This window comes from Serpens gallinarum (assembly GCF_014836765.1).
Lineage (GTDB): Bacteria > Pseudomonadota > Gammaproteobacteria > Pseudomonadales > Pseudomonadaceae > Serpens > Serpens gallinarum.
The window spans coordinates 66,188-88,203 of record NZ_JACSQG010000006.1; the positions used below are offsets into that span (position 1 = coordinate 66,188).

Annotated in this window: 22 protein-coding genes and 2 tRNA genes; 4 read left to right on the plus strand and 20 right to left on the minus strand. The window is 60.4% G+C overall.

Annotated features, from left to right (window positions below):
* Positions 1–13: 13 nt before the first annotated feature.
* The 3 genes from H9642_RS12085 to H9642_RS12095 all read right to left on the minus strand — a co-directional run bounded on the left by H9642_RS12085 (position 14) and on the right by H9642_RS12095 (position 3,258).
* Complete coding sequence (locus H9642_RS12085) at positions 14–775, minus strand: SDR family oxidoreductase (RefSeq protein ID WP_251836703.1); 762 nt, start codon at positions 773–775, stop codon at positions 14–16.
* Between the two features lie 82 nt (positions 776–857).
* Entirely contained in the window at positions 858–1,799 is a 942-nt protein-coding gene (locus tag H9642_RS12090) for an alpha/beta hydrolase (RefSeq protein WP_251836704.1), read from the minus strand.
* A complete protein-coding gene (locus H9642_RS12095; protein WP_251836705.1) occupies positions 1,783–3,258 on the minus strand; it encodes a flavin-containing monooxygenase in 1,476 nt (491 codons plus the stop codon). The genes H9642_RS12090 and H9642_RS12095 overlap by 17 nt, the downstream gene beginning before the upstream one ends.
* Before the next feature lie 440 nt (positions 3,259–3,698).
* Here H9642_RS12095 and H9642_RS12100 point away from each other — a divergent pair, with 440 nt between their 5' ends.
* Genes H9642_RS12100 through H9642_RS12110 form a run of 3 tightly spaced genes read left to right on the plus strand, consistent with a single transcriptional unit; the run spans position 3,699 to position 6,761 of the window.
* Positions 3,699–4,658 carry a lipase family alpha/beta hydrolase gene (locus tag H9642_RS12100; RefSeq protein WP_251836706.1) on the plus strand — a complete coding sequence of 320 codons (960 nt, stop codon included), beginning with the start codon at positions 3,699–3,701 and terminating at the stop codon, positions 4,656–4,658.
* 50 nt (positions 4,659–4,708) lie between these two features.
* Entirely contained in the window at positions 4,709–5,659 is a 951-nt protein-coding gene (locus tag H9642_RS12105) for a lipase family alpha/beta hydrolase (protein ID WP_251836707.1), read from the plus strand.
* Between the two features lie 55 nt (positions 5,660–5,714).
* Positions 5,715–6,761, plus strand: coding sequence for a lipase secretion chaperone (locus H9642_RS12110; RefSeq protein ID WP_251836708.1), 1,047 nt, complete (start codon positions 5,715–5,717; stop codon positions 6,759–6,761).
* Between the two features lie 158 nt (positions 6,762–6,919).
* Here H9642_RS12110 and H9642_RS12115 read toward each other — a convergent pair whose 3' ends face one another.
* From H9642_RS12115 to aspS, 17 genes are all read right to left on the minus strand, one after another.
* Positions 6,920–7,360, minus strand: a complete 441-nt coding sequence (locus H9642_RS12115) for a CopD family copper resistance protein (protein WP_251836709.1) — start codon at positions 7,358–7,360, stop codon at positions 6,920–6,922.
* 53 nt (positions 7,361–7,413) lie between these two features.
* Entirely contained in the window at positions 7,414–8,802 is a 1,389-nt protein-coding gene (hemN, locus tag H9642_RS12120; protein WP_251836710.1) for an oxygen-independent coproporphyrinogen III oxidase, read from the minus strand.
* Between the two features lie 280 nt (positions 8,803–9,082).
* Positions 9,083–10,141 carry a quinolinate synthase NadA gene (nadA, locus tag H9642_RS12125; protein ID WP_251836711.1) on the minus strand — a complete coding sequence of 353 codons (1,059 nt, stop codon included), beginning with the start codon at positions 10,139–10,141 and terminating at the stop codon, positions 9,083–9,085.
* Between the two features lie 161 nt (positions 10,142–10,302).
* Positions 10,303–10,378, minus strand: a tRNA-Lys gene (locus H9642_RS12130).
* A gap of 78 nt (positions 10,379–10,456) precedes the next feature.
* A tRNA-Lys gene (locus tag H9642_RS12135) sits at positions 10,457–10,532 on the minus strand.
* Positions 10,533–10,831: 299 nt separating this feature from the next.
* Positions 10,832–11,626 (minus strand): tol-pal system protein YbgF, encoded by a 795-nt coding sequence (gene ybgF, locus H9642_RS12140; RefSeq protein ID WP_251836712.1) that lies wholly within the window; start codon positions 11,624–11,626, stop codon positions 10,832–10,834.
* Positions 11,627–11,631: 5 nt separating this feature from the next.
* Positions 11,632–12,150 (minus strand): peptidoglycan-associated lipoprotein Pal, encoded by a 519-nt coding sequence (pal, locus tag H9642_RS12145; protein WP_251836713.1) that lies wholly within the window; start codon positions 12,148–12,150, stop codon positions 11,632–11,634.
* A 53-nt stretch (positions 12,151–12,203) separates the two neighbouring features.
* On the minus strand, positions 12,204–13,502 hold the full coding sequence (tolB, locus tag H9642_RS12150) for a Tol-Pal system beta propeller repeat protein TolB (protein ID WP_251836714.1): 1,299 nt from the start codon (positions 13,500–13,502) through the stop codon (positions 12,204–12,206).
* Positions 13,499–14,464: a cell envelope integrity protein TolA gene (gene tolA / locus H9642_RS12155; RefSeq protein ID WP_433962703.1), complete on the minus strand. Its 966-nt coding sequence runs from the start codon at positions 14,462–14,464 to the stop codon at positions 13,499–13,501. Before tolA ends, tolB begins: the two co-directional genes overlap by 4 nt.
* Positions 14,461–14,919 (minus strand): protein TolR, encoded by a 459-nt coding sequence (tolR, locus tag H9642_RS12160; RefSeq protein WP_251836716.1) that lies wholly within the window; start codon positions 14,917–14,919, stop codon positions 14,461–14,463. Before tolR ends, tolA begins: the two co-directional genes overlap by 4 nt.
* Positions 14,920–14,929: 10 nt before the next feature.
* The gene (gene tolQ / locus H9642_RS12165) at positions 14,930–15,625 is read right to left on the minus strand and encodes a protein TolQ (RefSeq protein ID WP_251836717.1); all 696 of its coding nucleotides are present in this window, start codon (positions 15,623–15,625) and stop codon (positions 14,930–14,932) included.
* Between the two features lie 2 nt (positions 15,626–15,627).
* A complete protein-coding gene (ybgC, locus tag H9642_RS12170; protein ID WP_251836718.1) occupies positions 15,628–16,068 on the minus strand; it encodes a tol-pal system-associated acyl-CoA thioesterase in 441 nt (146 codons plus the stop codon).
* A gap of 22 nt (positions 16,069–16,090) precedes the next feature.
* Positions 16,091–17,143, minus strand: a complete 1,053-nt coding sequence (gene ruvB, locus H9642_RS12175) for a Holliday junction branch migration DNA helicase RuvB (RefSeq protein WP_251836719.1) — start codon at positions 17,141–17,143, stop codon at positions 16,091–16,093.
* Positions 17,144–17,749, minus strand: coding sequence for a Holliday junction branch migration protein RuvA (gene ruvA, locus H9642_RS12180; RefSeq protein ID WP_251836720.1), 606 nt, complete (start codon positions 17,747–17,749; stop codon positions 17,144–17,146).
* An 81-nt stretch (positions 17,750–17,830) separates the two neighbouring features.
* Positions 17,831–18,355: a crossover junction endodeoxyribonuclease RuvC gene (gene ruvC, locus H9642_RS12185; RefSeq protein WP_251836721.1), complete on the minus strand. Its 525-nt coding sequence runs from the start codon at positions 18,353–18,355 to the stop codon at positions 17,831–17,833.
* Positions 18,356–18,524: 169 nt separating this feature from the next.
* A complete protein-coding gene (locus tag H9642_RS12190) occupies positions 18,525–19,274 on the minus strand; it encodes a YebC/PmpR family DNA-binding transcriptional regulator (RefSeq protein ID WP_251836722.1) in 750 nt (249 codons plus the stop codon).
* Between the two features lie 172 nt (positions 19,275–19,446).
* Complete coding sequence (gene aspS, locus H9642_RS12195; protein WP_251836723.1) at positions 19,447–21,222, minus strand: aspartate--tRNA ligase; 1,776 nt, start codon at positions 21,220–21,222, stop codon at positions 19,447–19,449.
* 239 nt (positions 21,223–21,461) lie between these two features.
* Here aspS and H9642_RS12200 point away from each other — a divergent pair, with 239 nt between their 5' ends.
* A complete protein-coding gene (locus H9642_RS12200; RefSeq protein WP_251836724.1) occupies positions 21,462–21,932 on the plus strand; it encodes a Dps family protein in 471 nt (156 codons plus the stop codon).
* The last annotated feature ends 84 nt before the right edge of the window (positions 21,933–22,016 follow it).

Here is a 22,016-nt window from a genome sequence, read left to right on the forward strand (position 1 = left end):
TTAAAGCTGCACATCAGGGGCGGTTCAACCAGCCCATCACCCGCCTGTTCAGCCAGCTCGGCGAGAGTTGCCCGGCCCAGTACATTAATTTGAACTGCAAACTGATAGGACGGTGCACGGCCGGACCATGAGCCTGTTGCCAGGCTCCCTCGGCGATGTCCTCGGCATTTAGCCGCACGCCCAGGCGGCGCATTACCGGCGGCACGTATTGTTGATTGGCAACCATCGGTGTGGCCACGAAGGGCGGCATCAGGTCACCGACGCGAATCCCGTGCTCGCGCCACTCCAGCTCCAGCGCTTCGGTCAGGCCACGCACCGCGAACTTGCTGGCCGAATAGCTGGCCATGGTCGGCACGCCATATTGCGCCGACGCCGAGCCCATATTGATCACCTGGGCATTGGCGGTGTTTTGCAGGTACGGAAATGCCGCATGGCAGAACTGCAGCAGGCCGAGCACGTTGATCTGGATGGCGCGGGTGTGTTCGCTCAGCGGAATCTCGGCGAAGCGCCCGCAATGCAAAATGCCGGCGCCATTGAACAGCAGCCGTAGCTGTCCGTCGTGCTGCCCACAAAAGTCCACCAGCGCTGCCTGGATGGCCTCCACGTCGGTGACATCCAGCGCGCGGTGCCAGGCACCACCCAGCTCGTCCGCCAGCGCCGCGAGAGCGTCGCCGCTTAGATCGACCAGGCCCACCGCCCAACCCCGTCGATGAAACAGTTGCGCCGTTGCCGCGCCAATGCCTGAGGCTGCGCCGGTAACCAGAATGTTGTGCATGTTGGCTTCCTTATTGTTGTTGTCTTGCCTAGGCTGCAGTGGCCAACCGGTCAAGAACCAAGTTATCACTGTGCCCTTGCCATTACCTTGCGTGCCGGCCCGCCGTCTCCAAAAAGTCTGCCACGCGCTGGATCGCCAGATCGGCCACGTCAAGCACCCCCACATGGGCCTGAAACACGTGCCAGCAGCCTGCATAGCGCTCCAGACGCACGGGCACGCCACAGGCCTGGGCACGCTCGGCCAGGCGCAGGCTGTCATTGCGCAGCACTTCATCCTCTCCTACCTGCACCAACAGCGGCGGCAGCCCGGTCAGATCGGCAAAGACCGGCGAGACGGAGGGATCCTTGCTGTCGACCCCAGGCTGGGATGCCAGGTCCAGTGCCTGGCGAATCCAGCCGAGATCGATCATCGGATCGCCTGCCGGCGGCTGATGCAGCTGCTCGATGCTGAGGTCAGTGACCGGCGAGAAACACACCAGCGCACCCGGCAGTGGCAGGCCTTGGGCCTTGAGTGCCAATGCACTGGTCAGGGTCAGATGACCGCCTGCCGAGTCGCCGCCGATAACAATGTTTTGCGGGGCATACCCCTGTTCCAGCAAGGCCTGATAGGCCTCCAATACATCGATAAGCGGAGCGGGATAACGGTGTTCGGGGGCCAGCCGATAGTCGATGGCGCAAACAGCCATCCGGCACCGTTTGGACAACGCTGAGCACAATGCCCGGTGAGTGGCCGGTGAGCCCAGTAAATAACCGCCGCCATGCAGGTACAGGCAGACCCGGCCGCTGTCCTGCTGGGGGCGGTGCCATTCGCAAGGAATGCCGCCCAGTTGGCCTGCGCTGCGCAATACCCCGCGCATCGGCAGCGTGGCAGCCGTCAGCAGGCGCAGCACCGTGCGCTGCCCTGCAATTGGCATCCACGGACGGATAAGACCACGGAACAGCAGGCGCAAGGTGCCGCGCAGCGCGCCGGCAAGCAGACGCTGGCGGATACGCGGCGGATAAGGCAGATCAACGAATGCAGTCATAGTCATGCAGCTCCGGCAGTCGGGTTCGATAACGGTAGGCGAAGGTATAGCCCGGCCAGTTATTGGTGTTGCGCCCCGCCGCATTCTGATACCAGCTGTGGCAGCCTTGCGCCCACACCGTGCGGCTCAGGCCTTGCTCCACACTCAGATTGAAACGCTGCTGCGCGGCAGGCTTCACATCCAGATAGCGCAGCCCGTCCCGTTGCAGTGTTTGCAGGCAACCGAGCACGTAGCGGAACTGGCTTTCCAGCATGTAAAGGATCGAGTTGTGGCCCAGGTTGGTATTGGGTCCGTAGAGGATGAACAGGTTGGGAAAACCGCTGACGCTGACGCCTTTGTAAGCCTCGGCACCGTCGCGCCAGGCACTGTTGAGCTCCTGCCCTTCCAGCCCGGTGATGCGCATCGGGGCCAGAAAATCGGTGGCGGAGAACCCTGTGCCATAGATGATTGCGTCCAGCTCATGCTCGCGGCCATCCACAGTCACCAGGCCGCGCTCGGTAACTTCGCGAATTCCAGTGGTGACGATCTCGACATTGCCCTGGGCCAGGGCCGGGTAATAGTCGTTGGCCATCAGGATGCGCTTGCAGCCCATGGGGTAGTCGGGGGTCAGGTGCAGGCGCCGTATCGGGTCGCCGACACCTCGCATCAGGTTGCGCCGAAAACTTACATAGAAGAGCTTGAGCAAGGCCGGGAAACTGACAAAGGCCAGCGCCCGCGACTCGTGCTGCAGGTACTTGAGCGCACGATCGATGCGCTGCACCCACGGCACGCGCCGCATCAGCGCCAACTCCCAGGGCCGATAGGCGCGATCCGGCTTGGCCAGCACATAGGCCGCACTGCGCTGGAATAGAGAGAGCTTGGCCACCTGTGGCTGAATCTGCGGCACGAACTGGATGGCGCTGGCGCCCGTACCAATCACCGCCACACGCTTGCCGCGCAAATCGACCTGATGATCCCAGCGCGCCGAATGAAAACGCGCCCCCGCAAATCGTTCCAGCCCGGGGATCTGCGGATACGCCGGGCGATTGAGTTGGCCACAGGCACTGACCAGCGCCTGCGTATGGAAGGTTTCGCCGTTGGTGCAGCGCACTTGCCAGTGGCCACTGGGCGAGTCGAAGGTAGCCTCGCTGACTTCGCAGCCGAAACGGATGCTGCCGCGCAGGCCATGGTCATCTGCGAGCTGGCGCTGGTAGGCAAAAATCTCCGCTTGAGGCGCAAACACCCGCGACCAGTCCAGCTTGGGCGCGAAGGAAAACGAGTACAGATGAGAAGGCACGTCGCAGGCGGCGCCTGGGTAGTGATTGTCGCGCCAGGTGCCGCCGACCTCGTCGGCCTTTTCCAGAATGAGGAAATCCTCGATACCGGCCTTTCTCAGCTGGATGGCCAGGCCCAGCCCGCCAAACCCGGCGCCAATGATCAATACGCGCAGCGGCGCGGAAGATCGAGAATCGTCATGCATTGTTGTTCTCCGAAAACCCGTGCACGGCGGGCGGATCGATGCGACTCAACAGCCTGTACGGGAGTCAAGGACACCGTCCGGTGCCTGCATCACAGCGTTGTTGTGCTGGCTCACTCTACAGCGCAGGCAATCCGATATCAGATCGACACAGCCCAGCCTTTAGGTTGGATTGTCGAAAAAACCGCACTCGCTTGCGGTATTTGCACCCCACTGCAGGTGACGAAATCACGCCACCGTTTCGCTGCGTAACAGCCGTACCCTTCCCGAACGCCTCCCACTCTGCCTGCACAACCGAGAATCACCATGCCCCAGAGCCACCAGCCGAACGGTCATCGCGAATGGCATGGAAGCTGCGATTCCACCCGGGCTGATGTGCGCGCCCAGGACGGGCGTAGCAGCCACAGGGACGTGCACCACATCAACCCGTTGCGAGAGTGACCATGAAGATCAATAAAAACCTGATGGCCCTTGGCCTGAGTGCCTGCCTGTTATCCGCTGGCAGCGCTCAGGCCGCTCTGTTCGACCTGTTCAACACCTCATCCAGCTACACCAAGACGAAATACCCCATCGTGCTGTCCCACGGCATGCTGGGCTGGGACAGCATGCTGGGTATCGATTACTGGTATGGCATTCCGGCCGAACTGCGCCGTGGCGGCGCCAGTGTCTACATCACCGAAGTCAGTCAGCTGAACACGTCGGAAACCCGCGGCGAAGAGCTGATTGAGCAGGTGGAAGACATCATTGCCATCAGCGGCAAGCCCAAGGTCAATCTGATCGGCCATAGCCATGGTGGTCCAACAGTCCGTTATGTCGCCGCCACCCGCCCCGAGCTGATCGCCTCGGCCACCAGCGTTGGCGCCCCGCACACCGGATCGGATCTTGCCGACTTTCTGAAACTGTTCCCCGATGGTTCAGCCACCCAAACCATCGTCGCCGAACTGGTCAATCAGATGGGCAAGCTGATCCACTTCATCTCCGGCAGTCCCAGCCTGGAGCCACAGAATGCCTTGGGTGCGCTGGAGTCTCTGAACAGCGAGGGCGCCGCACGCTTCAACGCCAAGTACCCACAGGGCATGCCGGCCAAGCGCTGCGGCGAAGGCGCCTACAAGGTCAATGGCGTGCGTTATTACTCATGGAGTGGCACCAGCCCGCTGACCAACCCCCTCGACCCCAGCGACGCCATGATGGGGGTGGCAACCCTGACCTTTATTGGCGGAGAGGCAAACGACGGCATGGTCGGCCGCTGCAGTTCACACCTGGGCAAGGTGGTGCGTGACAACTACCGCATGAACCACCTCGACGAAATCAACCAGTTCTTTGGCCTGACCAGCCTGTTCGAAACCGACCCGGTGACTGTTTACCGGCAGCATGCCAACCGTCTGAAGAACGATGGCCTGTGAGCACTCCGGGGCTTCGATGCGGAGCCCCCACCTCTATTCGCGAGCACATCATGAACAAGAAATCGCTTATTGCCCTTGGTCTGAGCGCCGGCCTGCTACTGGGCGGACACGCCCAGGCCTCATGGCTGTTCGGCGCCTCCGGCTACACCAATACCCAATACCCCATCGTGCTTTCACACGGTTTGCTTGGTTTTGACCGAATGCTGGGCATCGATTACTGGTATGGCATTCCCGCCACCTTGCGCCGCGACGGCGCCAGCGTGTACATCACCGAAGTCAGCCAGTTGAACAGCACGGAAACCCGTGGTGAAGAACTGATCGAGCAGGTCGAAGACATCGTCGCCATCAGCGGCCAACCCAAGGTAAACCTGATCGGTCACAGCCATGGTGGCCCGACCATTCGTTACGTGGCCGCCACCCGTCCGGACCTCATCGCCTCCGTCACCAGCATTGGCGGCCCGCAATACGGATCGGGAGCGGCCGATTTTCTGCGCCGGGAAATCGCGCCCGGCTCGCCTGCGGAGACCGTTTTGGCAGGCATTTTCAATGCCCTCGGCACGGTGATCCATTTCCTTTCAGGCAGCCCTAGTTCCGAGCTGCAGAACTCCGTGGCGGCACTGGGCTCACTGGACCGTAAAGGAATGGAAATCTTCAACGCCAAGTTCCCGCAAGGGGTCCCGAAAACCTTCTGCGGCGAAGGCGCACATAAGGTCAACGGCGTGCATTACTACTCATGGAGTGGCACCAGCCCGCTGACCAACCCCCTCGATGTGAGCGACCTGCTGACCGGCGCGCTCTCACTGACATTCGTGAAAGGCGACGACAACGATGGCCTGGTCGGCCGCTGCAGTTCGCGGCTGGGCAAGGTCATCCGTGACAACTACCGGATGAACCATCTGGACCAGATCAACCATGCCTTTGGCCTGAGCAGCCTGTTCGAGACCGATCCGCTCACGGTCTATCGACAGCATGCCAACCGCCTGAAAAACGCAGGCTTGTGATCTGCAGAGGCCGAAAGGCCTCCTGCATCACTTTTCATTGCTCGATGAGATGCCCATGAACAAGACCCTGCTAGTGATGGTTCCCCTGGCGCTGGTCGCCACCTTCGTGGCATTGCCCTATTTGCTGCCGTCCCCCGTTCAGGACCTTACAGTGGCTCCTGTCCCGGCGACACAGGCGCCAAAGGTCGCGGCCCACTTGGCCATACCGTCCATTCAGGCCACGCCGGCTGAAATGGTCTCGGCGGGGCGCGTGCTGGCCACCCTGCCCCCCTCGTTCAGCGGCACGGACGTGGATGGTGAGTTCCGAGTCGATGCCAACGGACGCCTGATCCTCAGCGACGATATTCGACGCATCTTCGATTACTTTCTAGCCGCCACAGGAGAAGAGCCGCTCAGTACCAGCATCGAGCGCCTGCAGGCCTATATCGCCAGCCAATTGGTGTCGCCTGCCCGGGAGCGGGCACTGGAATTGCTCGCTCAGTACCTCGATTACAAGACCCAGGTCGCCACTTTTGAGCAGAACCAGACAGCCCTGACCAGCCTCGACGCTTTGCGGCAACGTGAATTGAATGTCCAGGCTCTACGCACCGGAATTTTTGGACACGAAGCCCACCAGGCGTTCTTCGGCCGGGAAGAAGGCTACAACCTGTTCACGCTGCAGCGGTTGGCCATTCAGAACGATCCCTCGCTGAGCAGCGAGGCCAAGGGCCAGGCCATTGACCAGCTGCGCGCCAGCCTGCCGGAGGAATTGCAGGATGCGGTTCTGCCGCAACTGCAAAACGAGCTGAGCCAGCGCACCGCCGAATTGCAACGCGCCGGCGCGAATCCTCAGCAGATTCGCCAACTGCGCCAGCAACTGGTTGGCGCAGAAGCCACAGCCCGCCTGGAAACGCTCGACCAGCAGCGCCAGGCATGGAGTCAGCGCCTGCAGGATTACCTGAGCGAAAAAGCCAAGATCGACAGCCACACGGGCCTGGCTGCCGGCGACAAGGCTGCCGCCATCGCCCGCCTGGCCGAAGAACGTTTCAATGCAAATGAACGGCTGCGCCTGGAAGGCGCGGAACAGGTGCTGCTCGCTCGCAAGGCGGCGGCCGAGGAATAACCCAACGACCGATCTGCCGCCTAGGGCGCGGGGCCAGTCCGTAAGGTGGATGGCGTTTTTACATCCTTCTTGGCTTTGCTCGGTGGGCCGCCACCCGGTGGATCGCCACCCGGTGGATCGATGAAGCGCGATCCGCCCTATAAACCACGGTTCTCTCCCTACCAGTGGAAATAGAACATGCCCTTGGCCAGCACCACGATGGCGAGCATTTGGGCAAAGATGGCCCAGTGGATGGCGTGTCGGCGCGCGGCAGTCATCTTCCCGCTGCGCAGCAGGATAGCCACCAGGCCGAAGGACAGGAACACACCGATGGCGAGCAGGATCTTCACCATCAGCAGCGTGCCGAAACTGCTCTCCCCGGGCGCAGCCAAAGCTGTTCGATGCTGCCAGGCCAAGCCGATGCCCGCGCCGTAAACGAATAAGACTACCCAGTGCAGCACCACCCGCAGGCGCTCACCAATAGCCCGCTGCACCTCCGTCAGGCTCTCGGTGCTGATCTGCGGTGTAATCCTGGCCAGCACCAGCACCTCGAAGAACACCGCGCCGATAAACATGATCGCCGCGAGCAGGTGAACGATGTGCAACAGGGCATACGTCATGGACACTCCAAAGGCCACCACTCAGGTGAGCGACCTTGCGGTCTGGACAGGACTCAGACGGTGCGCGAGAAGCGCACGGTTTGCTCGGTGCCCAGGTAGGCGTCGAACGCCATGGCGACGTTACGCATCATCAGGTGCCCTTGGGGCAGCAGAACCAACGCGTCGTCGTGAAGCTCCAGCAGGCCATCGGCGACGAACTCATCCAGCTGGGCCAGGGCATCGGCGAAGTATTCGCAAAAAACGATGCCGTGGCCGGCCTCGAACTTTGCGAATTCGATACGACCGTGACACATCAGCTCCATGATCAACTCGCGACGCAGGCGGTCATCATCACTCAGGCGATAGCCGCGTTGCACTGGCAGTATGCCTTCGTCCAGGCGCGCGTAGTACTGGGACAGCAGCTTCACGCTCTGACTGTAGCTGTCGCCGACCTTGCCGATGGACGACACACCCAGACCGATCAGATCGCAATCGGCATGGGTGGAGTAACCCTGAAAGTTGCGCTGCAGCGTACCGTTGGACTGGGCCAGGGAGAGCTCGTCCTCCGGCAGGGCGAAGTGGTCCATGCCGATATACACGTAGCCGGCCGCGGTCAGGCGCTGAATGGTCAGTTCCAGCAGTTCCAGCTTGCGCTCGGGTGGCGGCATGTCCTCGGGACGAATCAAGCGCTGGGCACGCACGCGCTCGGGCAAGTGCGCGTAGCTGTAAGCCGCAATGCGGTCCGGGCGCAGGGCGATGATCTTGCTCAGGGTGGCATCGAAGCTGGCCACGGTCTGCAAAGGTAGGCCGTAGATCAGATCGACGCTGATGGATTTGAAGCGTGCCTCGCGTGCCGCTTCGACCAACTCACGGACCTGCTCTTCGCTCTGGATGCGGTTGACCGCGGCCTGCACGTCGGCGTCGAAATCCTGCACGCCGAAACTCAGGCGATTGAACCCTTGCTTGCGCAAGGTATGGATGCGCTCAGGACTTATGGTGCGCGGATCAACCTCGATGGAAAACTCGTGATTGTCGCTGTCGTCCATATTGAAGGCGTCGTGCAGTGCGTCCATCACTTCGCCTAACTGATCGCTGGTCAGGTAGGTGGGAGTGCCACCCCCGAAGTGCAACTGGGTCAGCAGGCGGCGACTGTCGAACAGCTCGGCCTGCAGGGCGATCTCGCGCTTGAGATAATCCAGGTATTCGACAGCCCGATGGGTCTTCTGCGTGATGATCTTGTTGCAGGCGCAGTAGTAGCACAGGCTCTGGCAGAACGGGATATGGATGTACACCGACAAGGGCTTGGGCGCCGGCACATTGTTGCTGGCCTGTGCGGCCTGGCGGTAGTCGTCCACGGCAAAGGCTTCGTGGAATTGCGGCGCGGTGGGATAAGAGGTATAGCGCGGGCCGGGACGGTCATATTTTTCGACCAGAGCGCGATTGAAACTCAGCATAGGGTCCACGTTCGAGCCACCTCATCAAATCGTTTTGAACCTCGACGCTGCCTATTTGCCGGTCGGCCAGCGTTGGCATCGTCGATCATCAAGGCCCGTCACCAGGCGCCAGCATGGGCGTCGTCTGCTGACGCACGCCCGCCTTACGCCCGGCCTAGAGCCTCAGGATAGGCTGCACAGTACAGACTGGGGACGCTGCTGGAATTGACTACGATCAAGGGTGTGGCTTGCCCAGCGCGACAGGCGCCTGACAAATCAGGCGCCCGCCGGGCGTTGAACCGTTTGCGGATCAGGCATTGCCGGCCAGCGTGAGGCGCGCCGCCTGGGTGAAATCGAGCATGCGCTTGAGCGGCTTCACCGCCTTGGGAATCAGGGCAGCATCGACGAGGATTTCATTGCTGCCGGTACGCAACGACTGCAGCATGCGTTCCAGGGTATTCATCGCCATCCACGGGCAGTGCGCGCAGCTGCGGCAGGTAGCACCGCTACCGGCAGTGGGCGCCTCGATGAACTGCTTGCCAGGACACAGCTGCTGCATCTTGTAGAAGATGCCCCGATCAGTGGCGACGATGAACATCTCATTGGGCAGGGTCTGCGCCGCCTTGATCAACTGGCTGGTGGAGCCCACCGCATCGGCCAGTTCGATCACCGCTTCAGGCGACTCGGGATGCACCAACACAGCCGCCTGCGGGTACAACGCCTTCATATCCGCCAGCTGCTTGGACTTGAACTCTTCGTGAACGATGCAAGCCCCTTCCCACAGCAGCATGTCGGCGCCGGTTTCACGCTGGATATAGCGACCCAGGTGTTGATCCGGTGCCCAGAGGATGGTCTCGCCGTTGTCCATCAGGCTTTCGACAATTTCCAGTGCACAGCTGGATGTCACCACCCAGTCGGCACGCGCCTTCACGGCCGCCGAGGTATTGGCGTACACCACCACGGTGCGCTCAGGGTGCTGATCGCAAAATGCCGAAAACTCATCCACCGGACAGCCCAGGTCCAGCGAACAAGTCGCTTCCAGAGTCGGCATCAAGATGCGTTTTTCGGGGTTGAGAATTTTGGCGGTTTCGCCCATGAACTTGACACCGGCTACCACCAGCGTCTGCGCCGGATGCTGGCTGCCGAAACGGGCCATTTCCAGCGAGTCGGCCACACAGCCGCCGGTTTCTTCAGCCAGCGCCTGCAGCACCGGATCGCAGTAATAGTGAGCGACCAGTACCGCATTCTGCTTCTTCAGTTCGGCGGCGATATCCTGGCGATAAGCGTCCTCCTCGGCAGGCGTCAGCGGCTTGGGCTGCTTGGCGTCGAGATGGGCTTGAACCAGAATGCGTTCGGAGACATGAGACATAATCGCGGGACCTGCTGATACTGCGGTGCGGAAAGCGAGTATACACCGCCCCTCTACAACAGCCGAACCAGGGCAGTGAGATACTGCGCATACGAAAAAGCCGGAGAATTACCCTCTCAGGTCATTTTCCGGCTTCTTGCTTCCTCTGCAAGAGGAACAATTGGTGGGTCGTGTAGGGCTCGAACCTACGACCAATTGATTAAGAGTCAACTGCTCTACCAACTGAGCTAACGACCCGATGATGCCTTTGCCACTGATCACTTTACTTCTTCAAGAATCCAACCGCTCTTGAAGGCACTTCCACACCGTTGGAAGTGGTGGGTCGTGTAGGGCTCGAACCTACGACCAATTGATTAAGAGTCAACTGCTCTACCAACTGAGCTAACGACCCCAACGGCGTTGCATGATAATGATTTCACTCAGCAATTCAAGAAAATTGTGAAAAAATCATAGGTATCCCAGGGCTCGGTCTTCCCTGCCACAGCAAAGCCCTCTGCTGCGCCCCACTTTGTCGCACTACGGCCTTCCATCATCAACCATAGTCGACTCCCAGCCACGGGCTGACACAGATGATCGTTGTGTTGTTTGAAAGCCTTCGCAGAGCCATAAACACCCAGCGCTGCCTTGCCTTCAGACCCAACATAAAAAACCCGCGTCTGGCGCGGGCTTTTTTTGGGAGGGGTGCGTATGTCAGCGCAGGTTATCCAGATCCCGCTGCGCCAACTTCGCGGCTGAACTCCCCGGATACTGGGCGATCACCTGCTGCAAAGCCGTTCTAGCTTTATCGATATTGCCCAGGCGGCGCTCGACGTCAGCCAATTTGTATAACGAATCTGGCACCTTGTTATGTTTGGGATAAGCATGGCTCACCTTGGCAAAGGCCTGCCCGGCTTCTTCCAGCCTGCCTTGAACCAGGCTCACTTCACCCAGCCAATACTGTGCATTGCCGGCATAACGGCTGTTCGGATACTGTCGCAGGAAGGCGTTGAATGCCTGATCAGCCTTGGCGAAGTCCTTGGATTTGATCAAGTCGAAGGCAGCGTCGTAGTACAGCTTTTCCTTCTCTGGGTCCGCTGGCGCCGCGTCGGCCGGCTCCGAGGCCGGGGTGCCATTGGCGACTGTTTCACCTATGGCCGTTCGATTTGAGGCAGCTCCGGCACTTTCTGAAATGCGCCGATCGAGCTCCTGATAACGCTCCAGGCTTTCCTGTTTCAGGCGCTGGATTTCATACTGCTGCTCTTCGATCATGCCGCGCAGACTGGCAAGCTCTTCCTGCATCTGCTGCAGCTGAATGAACAGTCCGCCCTGTGCCGAGGGAGGGACGGTCATCCCTCCCCCGACATAGGCATCGCGGGCGCCGCTTGCGGTGGGCAAGGGAGGAAGCCTGCCGTAGCTGGCTCCCCCTTCCACCACGGGTACTTGAGCCATGACCGCCAGCGGAAAGCTGGCAACCAGGGCAATCAATACGTGACGGCACTTACCCATGACTATTACTTACGCAGTTCGACGCGACGGTTCTGGGTCCAGGACTGCTCGTCGCTGCCGGTAGCAACCGGACGCTCTTCGCCGTAGGACACCAGTTCCAGCTGAGCCGGGGAAACACCTTGCAGAACCAAGTAACGCTGAACGGCAGCGGAACGACGCTCGCCCAGGGCCATGTTGTATTCGCGGGTGCCGCGCTCGTCGGTGTGACCTTCCAGAACTACACGCACGCCGGAGTTCTGCAGAACCTTGGCATGGGCATCCAGAGCGCGCATGGCTTCCGGCTTCAGATCCGAGCTGTCGTATTCGAAGTAGAAGGTGGTGATAGCACGCAGGGCGGCTTCTGCATCCTGAGCAGAGGTATCGAAACCGTTGGTTTCGACAGCATTGGCGTTCGCGTCGGTTGCATAACCAGCGTCTTGGTCAGTGGTTTCACCGGCGGTATCACCACCTTGCGAAGCACAACCAGCAGCAACAGCCATGGCCAGAGCCAGAGCAGCGAACTTACCAAACTTCAGCATTTCCATTTTAAAAACCCCAGTTTTACGAGTGATTGAAAGGAGAACAAATTGACGCCATGTCAGTTCAGGTAAGGAGACCAGGAAGGTTCTCTAACTTCCCCCTGCGCGGTGGGAAGCGGCAGCCTGACTCGTCCATTGACGGAAACGAGCATTAAAACCTCGCGTCCTTGCCGACGAGTGGCGTAGGTTAGCATGGTGCCATTAGGCGCAACAGTAGGCGACTCATCCAGCGTCGTATCTGAGAGAATGCGCAAGTTTCCGCGCTGCAAATCCTGTGCAGCCACCTTGAAATTGGTATAGCCATCCTGGCGATGGATCATCACCAGAGTCTTTTCATCGGCCGACAGTTTCGGGTTGGCGTTGTAATTGCCTACGAACGTGACCCGCTCCGCCGCATTGCTGCCGAGGCGCTGTTTGTAAATTTGCGGACGACCCGCCCGGTCGGATGTGAAATATAGCGTTTGCCCATCGCGCCCCCAGAACGGCTCGGTATCGATGGCGTAATGATTGGTGACCCGCTGCAACTGGCGAGATGCCAGGTCCATGACATAGATTTCCGGATTGCCGTCCTTGGAGAGCACGAAGGCCAGGCGATTGCCATCAGGCGAAAACGCTGGCGCGCCGTTCAAGCCTTCAAAGTTGGTGATCTGCTCGCGCCGGCCGGTGTCGACATGCTGAATGAAAATCCGTGGACGCTTCTGCTCGAAAGAGACATAGGCGATTCGCTTGCCATCCGGTGCATAACGCGGCGATAGGATCGGCTCGCGGGACTGCAACAGGGTCACAGCACGAGCACCATCGTAATCGGAGCGTTGCAAGGTGTAGCGCGTATTGGTCGTGCCCAGCCGCTCCGCGGTCACGTATAGCAGGCGGGTCGAAAACGCTCCCTTGGTGCCGGTGAGCTTTTCAAAGGCCTGATCAGCAACATGGTGAGCCATGTCGCGCAACTGTGCGTTGGTTCCCGTCACGCTGCCCGCCAGCAATTGCTGTTGGGTCGTCACGTTGAACAGCGCGAACTGCACCTGCAAGCGTCCGCTCACCGGTACCAGGCTGCCCAGCAACACATACTGCGCACCCAGTGCCTGCCAGTCGCGATAAATGATCTCTTCTGCACGGTTCGGCAGACTGATCATGTTCTGCCGTGGAATGGGCTCGAAGATGCCGGAATTGCGCAGGTCATTGCCAATGATACTGGCCATGTCCTCGGGAAGCACGGTGCTGCCTTCCCAGCCAAAGGGCACGACTGCAATCGGAGTGGCGCGGTCGGTGCCGCTGGTGATCAGCAACGGGTCAGCTGCGTGCACAGTGCCAGCCAGCAGAGCCAGGCCCAGCAAGGCGACACGAATCAGGCTATTCACGGACTCAAATCCTCCGGCTTGAAGATAATGCGGCGCTTGCGGTACAGCGACTCGAAAAGCCCGCTGCCCAGTGTCTGAATTTCTGGAATACGTCCAACGCTGCGTACGGCGGCGACGGCCGAATTATCAAAGGCGGGATCGCCACTGGTACGCGTGACGCCGGCGTTGCTGATGGTGCCGTCGGGCAACATCTCGATCAGCAGCTCGACGCTCATCCCCTGGCGCGCCGTTGGCGGACGTCGCCATTGCTGGCTGATCAGGTTGATGATCAAGTCATCGATGCTGCCCGCCACCTGCTGCGCATGAAGATCGGCCTTGGCGTGGGCGCGGCGAGTATCCTCAGCAAGAAGCTCGGCCAGCGCCTGGGCTTTCTTGTCTTCTTCGGCCTTGCGCCTTGCATCTTCCGCGGCTTCTTTTTTGGCAGCTTCTGCAGCCGCCTTCTTCTCGGCTGCCTCGGCGACCTTTTTCTTTTCAGCCTCGGCGGCAGCTTTTTTCTTCGCTTCTTCGGCGGCTTTCTGCTTGGCCTGATCCTCGGCCTTTTTCATCGCAATCTCAGCAGCCCGCTTCTGCTCAGCAGCCTTGGCTTCGGCCGCTTTGCGGGCTGCGGCCTTCTTGGCCTCATCTGCCTTTCGAGCATCTTCAGCGCGTTTTTGTTCCGCCTGCTTAGCAGCGGCCACACGCTGTTCTTCAGCCTTGCGCTGCTCCAGCTGTTCCATTTCGAATTCCCGAGCCGCAGTCTTTTGCGCTTCCCCAGCGGTCTTTTGCTGAGTTTGGGTTTCGGCCTGGCTCTGGGATTTCAGCTGATACAAAGTGGCCTGCACAACAGGCCGTGAAGGCGGCAGGTCCGGGGTTCGCGAAAAGCTGACAAACAGCAAGGCGAACATCAGGGCGTGCAGAGACACCGCCCAGATCACTGGCCAGAAATAGCTTTGCGAAGCCGAAGGCAAGGGCTGGTGCATCAGGGCGCCTCAGTGATCAGGCCGACATTGCCTACGCCGGCCTGCTGCAACCCACCCATCACGGCCATCACCGAACCGTAATCGACCGTCTTGTCGCCACGCACGTAGACCTGCACCTTCTTACCCTGACGACTGTTCTCGGCCATGATGCCTTTTACCGCACCGACCAGACTGTCCAGCGAAACCGCCGACTCGCTGCTCTTGTCCTGATCGGGCTGAACCTCTTCGCCCATGTTCCAGTAATAGCTCTTGTCGGCCTTGATCGAAATGGTCAGCACGCGAGCATTGTTGTCCTGGGGCAGGACCTCGCTGGAAACCTGGGGCAGGTCAACCTTGACCCCCTGATTGAGCATCGGCGCGGTCACCATGAAAATCACCAGCAGCACCAGCATCACGTCGATGTAAGGCACCACGTTCATTTCCGAAACCGGCTTGCGTCTGTTGCGAATTCTGGCCATCAGGCAGGCCTCACTCGTCCGAGGTGTGCACCTTGCGGTGCAGAATCGCCTGGAACTCATCGGCGAAGGTGTAGTAGCGGGCAATCAGCGCCTCGCCACGAGCCGCGAAGCGGTTGTAGGCGATAACGGCCGGAATGGCCGCGAACAAGCCAATCGCGGTGGCAATCAGCGCTTCGGCGATACCCGGCGCCACGGTGGCCAGGGTGGCCTGTTGCACTTGAGCAAGACCCCGGAACGAATTCATGATGCCCCACACGGTACCGAACAAGCCGATATACGGGCTGGTGGAACCGACCGTGGCCAGGAACGGCAGTGACTGTTCGAGCTTCTCTTCCTCACGGGAAATGGCCACGCGCATGGCCCGCGCCACGCCATCCATCACTGCATCCGCACTTACACCTGTTTGCTGGCGCAGGCGCGAGAATTCCTTGAAACCGGCACGGAAGATCTGCTCCACACCGCAATCCGGGTCAGGACTACTGCCGGCCTGACGATACAGCTTGGACAGGTCGATACCCGACCAGAAGCGCTCTTCGAACGCTTCCAGCGAGCTGCGCGCAGCACGCAGCAGACTGCCGCGCTGGAAAATCATGACCCATGAGGTGATCGAAGCAGCCACCAGAATGAGCATGACCAGTTGCACCACCACGCTGGCGTTACTGATCAGGCTCCACATGGACATATGGTCAACGGCGTTGGCTTCCACGCTTACTCTCCTGCTGAAAGGGGGCCCAGGTCGGCGGCGAAGGCTGCGCGCAGCACATCGGGAATCGCCCGGGGTTTGAAATTATCGGCGCGCACGCAAGCGATCATAAATCGACCTTCGCAGAGCAGCGCAGCATCACGGGTCCGGCGTACCTGTTGACGGAAACACAGGCTGGCACGGTTCAACTCGACCACCTCGGCACTGACCTGCAATTCATCATCCAGACGTGCCGGCGCGTGGTAACGCACCTCATTGGAATGCACCACGAACAGCAGGTTGTCACCGGCCAGTTGCGACTGGGCAAACCCCAGCTCACGCAGCCGCTCGGTGCGCGCCCGCTCCATGAACTTCAGGTAGTTGACGTAGTACACGACGCCGCCGGCATCGGTGTCTTCGTAATACACCCGGCAACCATGGGAAAAAGGTTCTTTGACTGCAGACATGCTTGTAATACGCACTCCAGGGTTACAGCTCGGCGTCGTCGGCCAATGAATCGACCGCGATCTCGTTCAAACGCTTGGGCAGGTTCAGCCCGAAATGCAGGTAAGCATGCCGCGTCACAACCCGCCCGCGCGGCGTGCGCATCATATAGCCCTGCTGGATCAGGTAGGGCTCCAGGACATCCTCGATGGTGTGGCGCTCCTCGCTGATGGCAGCCGCCAGGCTGTCCACACCGACCGGCCCACCGTCGAACTTTTCAATCAGTGTCAGCAGAAGGCGGCGATCCTGATGATCGAAGCCCCGCTCGTCCACATCCAGCATGTTCAACGCCAGGTCGGCAATTGACCGGGTAATTTCACCCTTGCCACGCACCTCGGCAAAGTCGCGCACTCGACGCAACAGGCGGTTGGCGATGCGTGGCGTGCCACGCGCGCGACGGGCGATCTCGAACGCGCCTTCAATCTCAATGGGCAGGCCGAGAATGCCGGCCGAGCGCATGACGATGGTGGTCAAATCCTCGGTGGAATAAAACTCGAGACGCTGCACAATGCCGAAGCGGTCACGCAGCGGGTTGGTCAGCATGCCGGCACGCGTGGTGGCACCCACCAGGGTGAACGGTGGCAGATCCAGCTTGATCGAACGCGCAGCCGGGCCTTCGCCGATCATGATGTCCAGCTGGAAGTCTTCCATGGCCGGGTACAGCACTTCTTCGACGATGGGTGACAGACGATGGATCTCATCCACAAACAACACATCGCCGGCTTCCAGGTTGGTCAGCAAGGCGGCCAGATCGCCGGGGCGCTCGAGTACCGGCCCCGAGGTGCTCTTGATCGACACGCCCATCTCCTGGGCAATGATGTTCGCCAGCGTCGTCTTGCCCAGACCAGGCGGGCCGAAGATCAAGGTATGGTCCAGCGCTTCGCTGCGGGCACGGGCTGCCTGAATGAACAACTGCATCTGCTCGCGCACCACCGGCTGGCCAATATAGTCGGCCAGATTCAGCGGGCGAATGGCACGATCCTGCTGCTCGTCGCGGTCGCGGCCGGTGGCGGTAATCAAACGATCGGCTTCGATCACTTAGATCATTCCCTTCAATGCGCGACGGATCAATTCTTCACTGCTCAAACCATCCTCCTGCACGGCGGTTACTGCACGACTGGCTTCCTGCGGTTTGAACCCCAGACTGATCAGCGCACTGACGGCATCATTTTGCGCGCTTGAGACTGCCGTTACGTTAAGGGGTTCCGTAACCAGCGTGGAAATACCTGAAATGTTTTCCCATGCCTTGAAACGGTCTTTCAATTCCACCAGCAGACGCTCGGCTGTTTTCTTGCCGATGCCGGGAATCTTCATCAGCGTGGACGTGTCCTGAGCCTGCACGCAGCGTACCAGCTCGTCGATTTCCAGCCCGGACATGAGCGCCAGTGCCAGCTTGGGCCCTACACCATTGAGGCGGATCAGTTCACGGAACAGCTCGCGCTCGCGCTTTTCAAAAAAGCCATACAGCAGCTGGGCATCTTCGCGCACCACCATGTGAGTATGCAGGGTGACGGGTTGCTCCAGGGCCGGCAGACGATAAAGCGTGTTCATCGGCACTTCCAGCTCATAGCCCACACCATTTACATCCAGAAGCACATGGGGCGGCTGTTTGTCCGCCAGGGTTCCACGCAATCGTCCTATCACTGCCCTGCATCCTCCACGGGGCGGGACTGCCTCCCGCACCGAGCAAATTTATTTTTTACCGTGCGCCTTGAAGCCAGTGCGTTACAACCGCAAACGTCCGCCGCGGCGCTTGGCCGTGGTCAGTCCGTGGGGTATCAGGCTCTGGCGATGATGGGCATGGCACAAAGCAATGGCCAGCGCATCGGAGGCATCAATCTGTGGTTTTTGTATCAGCTTGAGCAGATGCATGACCATCATCTGCACCTGCTGCTTGTCCGCACCACCCGTGCCGGCGATGGCCTGCTTGACCTGGGTGGCGGTGTACTCGGCGATTTGCAGCCCCGCTTCGGCGCCAGCGACGATGGCCGCCCCGCGCGCCTGGCCCAGTTTCAATGCCGAATCGGCGTTACGCGCCATGAACACCTGCTCGATACCCATGGTCACGGGCCCGTAGGTCTGGATTACTTCGCTAACGCCACGAAACACCATTTTCAAACGATCCGAGAGCTCGCCGCTGCCGGTGCGAATGCACCCGGAGGCGATGTACTCGCAACCCCGCCCGGTGTCGCGCACCACGCCATAGCCGGTGATACGCGAGCCGGGATCAATCCCCAAAATCAGCGTCATGCCTGTCGCCGTACTGTTTATTTATCCAGCGAGCGAGTATACGGACCGGGCCTGGCTGGCGCTAGCGGCAGTCGGCCTACGCACCAGGCCGCAAAATGCAGATGACGCCACCATAAAAAAAGCCGGAAGCGCGCCATAGCGATCTTCCGGCCGTGTCATGCAATCAGGATCAGCCGAGCTGTTCCATAAGCTCGTCGGGGATTTCCGCATTGTGGTAGACGTTCTGCACGTCGTCCAGATCTTCGAGGGCATCGATCAGGCGCATCACCTTCTGAGCAGTTTCCAGATCGGCGACCGGCGCGGCTATCGAGGGAATCATCGCCACTTCCGCCTCGTCACCTTTGAAGCCGGCGGTGGTCAACGCCTCGTTGACGCCCAGGAAATCGGCAAAGCTGGTGTAAACCTGCACGGAACCGTCTTCCTCGCCGACCACATCGTCCGCTCCGGCTTCCAGCGCAGCTTCCATCAGTGCGTCTTCGTCGACACCCGGCGCATAGCTGATCTGCCCCTTGCGATCGAACATGTAGGCCACCGAGCCATCAGTGCCCAGGTTGCCGCCGTGCTTGTTGAAGGCATGGCGCACTTCGGCCGCGGTACGGTTGCGGTTGTCGGTCATGGCCTCGACGATGATCGCCACGCCGCTTGGGGCATACCCCTCGTAGCTCAGCTCGACCATGTTGTCGGCGTCGTTGGTACCGGCACCACGGGCAATGGCGCGATCGATCACATCGCGGGTCATGTTGGCGGTCAGCGCCTTTTCCACAGCCAGGCGTAGGCGCGGGTTGTCAGCCGGTACGCCGCCACCGTGCTTGGCAGCTACGGTGAGCTCGCGGATCAGCTTGGTGAAGATCTTCCCGCGCTTGGCATCCTGGCGCTCTTTGCGGTGCTTGATATTGGCCCATTTGGAATGACCAGCCATGACTCGCTCCTGTCTAATCGTGTAACCAGAACCTAGGGTGAACGTTCACCACCCTATGAAATGCATCGATTGTCGAGCCTAGGCGTGTAATAGCCTGTCAGCCGACAACGATTATTCGTCCGAGCATGCCCGAGACGAAGGAGCCTGGCAAAACCAGGCTCCAGGGGTAGGCTTATTCGGCCTTGGGTTGCTCGCGCAAGCGAATGTGCAATTCGCGTAGCGCCTTGTTGTCCACCTCGCCCGGCGCCTGGGTCATGACACAGGCCGCGCTCTGGGTTTTCGGGAAGGCAATGACTTCGCGAATCGAATCCGCGCCGGTCATCAGCATCACCAGACGGTCCAGACCAAAGGCCAGACCACCGTGCGGCGGCGCGCCAAACTTAAGGGCATCGAGCAGGAAGCCGAACTTCTCCTGCTGCTCTTCGGCACTGATGCCCAGAACGCGGAAGACGGTTTCCTGCATCTTCTTGTCGTGGATACGGATCGAACCGCCGCCCAGCTCGGTACCGTTCAGCACCATGTCGTAGGCGCGCGACAGCGCGGTGGCCGGGTTGGCCTCCAGTTCGGCCGGACTGCACTTGGGCGCGGTGAACGGGTGATGCATGGCAGTCAGGCTGCCGTCGTCGTTTTCTTCGAACATCGGGAAGTCGACGACCCACAGCGGCGCCCATTCGCACGTCAGCAGGTTCAGGTCATGGCCCAGCTTGATGCGCAGCGCACCCAGTGCTTCGGACACGATCTTCGACTTGTCGGCACCGAAGAATACGATGTCGCCGTCCACCGCACCGACGCGATCGAGGATCACATTAATGTTGTCCAGCGGGATGTTCTTGACGATCGGCGACTGCAATCCTTCCACACCGGCAGCGCGCTCGTTGACCTTGATGTAGGCCAGGCCCTTGGCACCGTAGATGCCGACGAACTTGGTGTAGTCGTCGATCTGCTTGCGCGGCATGCTCGCACCGCCCGGCACGCGCAGCGCGGTAACGCGGCATTTGGGGTCGTTGGCCGGGCCAGCGAACACCTTGAACTCAACGTCCTTGAGTTGATCCTCGACATCCACCAGTTCCAGCGGAATGCGCAGGTCCGGCTTGTCGGAACCGAAGCGGCGCATGGCTTCGGCCAAGGACATGTGCGGCAGCTCGCCAAACTCGACGTCGAGCACTTCCTTGAACAACTGGCGGATCATCTTCTCGGTAATACCCATGATGTCCGCTTCATCGAGGAAGCTGGTCTCGATGTCGATCTGGGTGAACTCGGGCTGACGGTCGGCGCGCAGGTCTTCGTCGCGGAAGCATTTGGCGATCTGGTAGTAGCGGTCGAAGCCGGCAACCATCAGCAACTGCTTGAACAGCTGGGGCGATTGCGGCAGGGCGAAGAAGCTGCCGGCATGGGTGCGGCTCGGCACCAGGTAATCGCGAGCACCTTCCGGAGTGGCGCGGGTGAGAATCGGCGTTTCGACATCCAGGAAGCCGTTTTCATCCAGGTAGCGGCGAATGCTGCTGGTGATGCGCGAGCGCAGCTTGAGCTTCTCCGCCATTTCCGGGCGACGCAGATCGATGAAGCGATAACGCAGACGGGTTTCCTCGCCGACGTCGCTGTATTCGTTCAGCGGGAACGGCGGGGTCTCGGCTTCGTTGAGCACGTCCAGCTCATAACCCAGCACTTCGATAGCGCCGGAGGCCATGTTCGGGTTGCGCGCGCCTTCCGGACGCAGACGCACCTTGCCGGTAATCTTCACCACATATTCGCTGCGCACCCGGTCGGCCTTGGCGAAGGTTTCCGCGCGATCCGGATCGAATACCACCTGGGCCAGACCTTCACGGTCGCGGATATCGAGAAAAATCACCCCGCCGTGGTCGCGGCGACGATGAACCCAACCGCAAAGAGTGATTTCCTGGCCGTCGAGGCCCTCGTTCAACTGGCCGCAATAGTGGCTGCGCATCATGGTGTTTTTCGCTTCTCTTGAGTCTGGATTCGTCTTGGCCGACCACGCGTACCCGGACGACTCACGTACGCTCGGGCAAAGGTGGCAAAGCGCGAGATTATATAGGGTTAATCGCCATCGCGCAGCCGACGGCGACGCACACCCCGGGCTTCATCCACATCGGTTCTCCCCCACCGGGCACCACGGGGCGCACCAGCACTCTATGTTAGGCAGCATTCCCATTCACAGGAGGAGCCATCATGGACATCAACATCGGAATTTCCGAACAAGACCGCTCGGCAATCGCCGAAGGCCTGTCTCGCTTGCTCGCCGACACGTATACGCTTTACCTGAAAACCCACAATTTTCACTGGAATGTCACCGGGCCGATGTTCAACACCCTGCACCTGATGTTCGAGACGCAATACACCGAGCTCGCCCTAGCGGTAGACGCCATAGCCGAACGCATCCGCGCCCTCGGCTTTCCGGCGCCGGGCACCTATGCAGCCTATGCGCGCCTGTCTTCGATCAAGGAAGACGAGGGCATTCCAGCCGCCGAAGACATGATCAAACTCCTGGTCCAGGGCCAGGAAGCCGTGGTGCGGACCGCCCGAGGCATTTTCCCCTTGCTGGAAAAAGTCAGCGACGAACCCACCGCCGACCTGCTGACCCAGCGCATGCAGGTGCATGAAAAAACCGCCTGGATGTTGCGCAGCCTTCTGGCCGCCTGACCGAGAGTCGGGAGGCCAGAAGGCCTCCCGACTACCGTGCCCCTGGCAGACTCAGCGCCTGGCGAACCCGTTCCAGACCACTCA

Excerpts from the sequence above, each read along its gene's own strand:
- nadA (WP_251836711.1), bottom strand. The coding sequence starts at position 10,141 with ATGTCTCATGTCTCCGAACGCATTCTGGTTCAAGCCCATCTCGACGCC.
- H9642_RS12110 (WP_251836708.1), top strand. The coding sequence starts at position 5,715 with ATGAACAAGACCCTGCTAGTGATGGTTCCCCTGGCGCTGGTCGCCACC.
- ybgC (WP_251836718.1), bottom strand. The coding sequence starts at position 16,068 with ATGTCTGCAGTCAAAGAACCTTTTTCCCATGGTTGCCGGGTGTATTAC.
- H9642_RS12200 (WP_251836724.1), top strand. The coding sequence starts at position 21,462 with ATGGACATCAACATCGGAATTTCCGAACAAGACCGCTCGGCAATCGCC.
- H9642_RS12095 (WP_251836705.1), bottom strand. The coding sequence starts at position 3,258 with ATGCATGACGATTCTCGATCTTCCGCGCCGCTGCGCGTATTGATCATT.
- pal (WP_251836713.1), bottom strand. The coding sequence starts at position 12,150 with ATGGAAATGCTGAAGTTTGGTAAGTTCGCTGCTCTGGCTCTGGCCATG.
- H9642_RS12085 (WP_251836703.1), bottom strand. The coding sequence starts at position 775 with ATGCACAACATTCTGGTTACCGGCGCAGCCTCAGGCATTGGCGCGGCA.
- H9642_RS12090 (WP_251836704.1), bottom strand. The coding sequence starts at position 1,799 with ATGACTGCATTCGTTGATCTGCCTTATCCGCCGCGTATCCGCCAGCGT.
- H9642_RS12105 (WP_251836707.1), top strand. The coding sequence starts at position 4,709 with ATGAACAAGAAATCGCTTATTGCCCTTGGTCTGAGCGCCGGCCTGCTA.
- ybgF (WP_251836712.1), bottom strand. The coding sequence starts at position 11,626 with ATGGGTAAGTGCCGTCACGTATTGATTGCCCTGGTTGCCAGCTTTCCG.
- H9642_RS12115 (WP_251836709.1), bottom strand. The coding sequence starts at position 7,360 with ATGACGTATGCCCTGTTGCACATCGTTCACCTGCTCGCGGCGATCATG.
- H9642_RS12190 (WP_251836722.1), bottom strand. The coding sequence starts at position 19,274 with ATGGCTGGTCATTCCAAATGGGCCAATATCAAGCACCGCAAAGAGCGC.
- H9642_RS12100 (WP_251836706.1), top strand. The coding sequence starts at position 3,699 with ATGAAGATCAATAAAAACCTGATGGCCCTTGGCCTGAGTGCCTGCCTG.
- ruvC (WP_251836721.1), bottom strand. The coding sequence starts at position 18,355 with ATGACGCTGATTTTGGGGATTGATCCCGGCTCGCGTATCACCGGCTAT.
- tolR (WP_251836716.1), bottom strand. The coding sequence starts at position 14,919 with ATGGCCAGAATTCGCAACAGACGCAAGCCGGTTTCGGAAATGAACGTG.
- aspS (WP_251836723.1), bottom strand. The coding sequence starts at position 21,222 with ATGATGCGCAGCCACTATTGCGGCCAGTTGAACGAGGGCCTCGACGGC.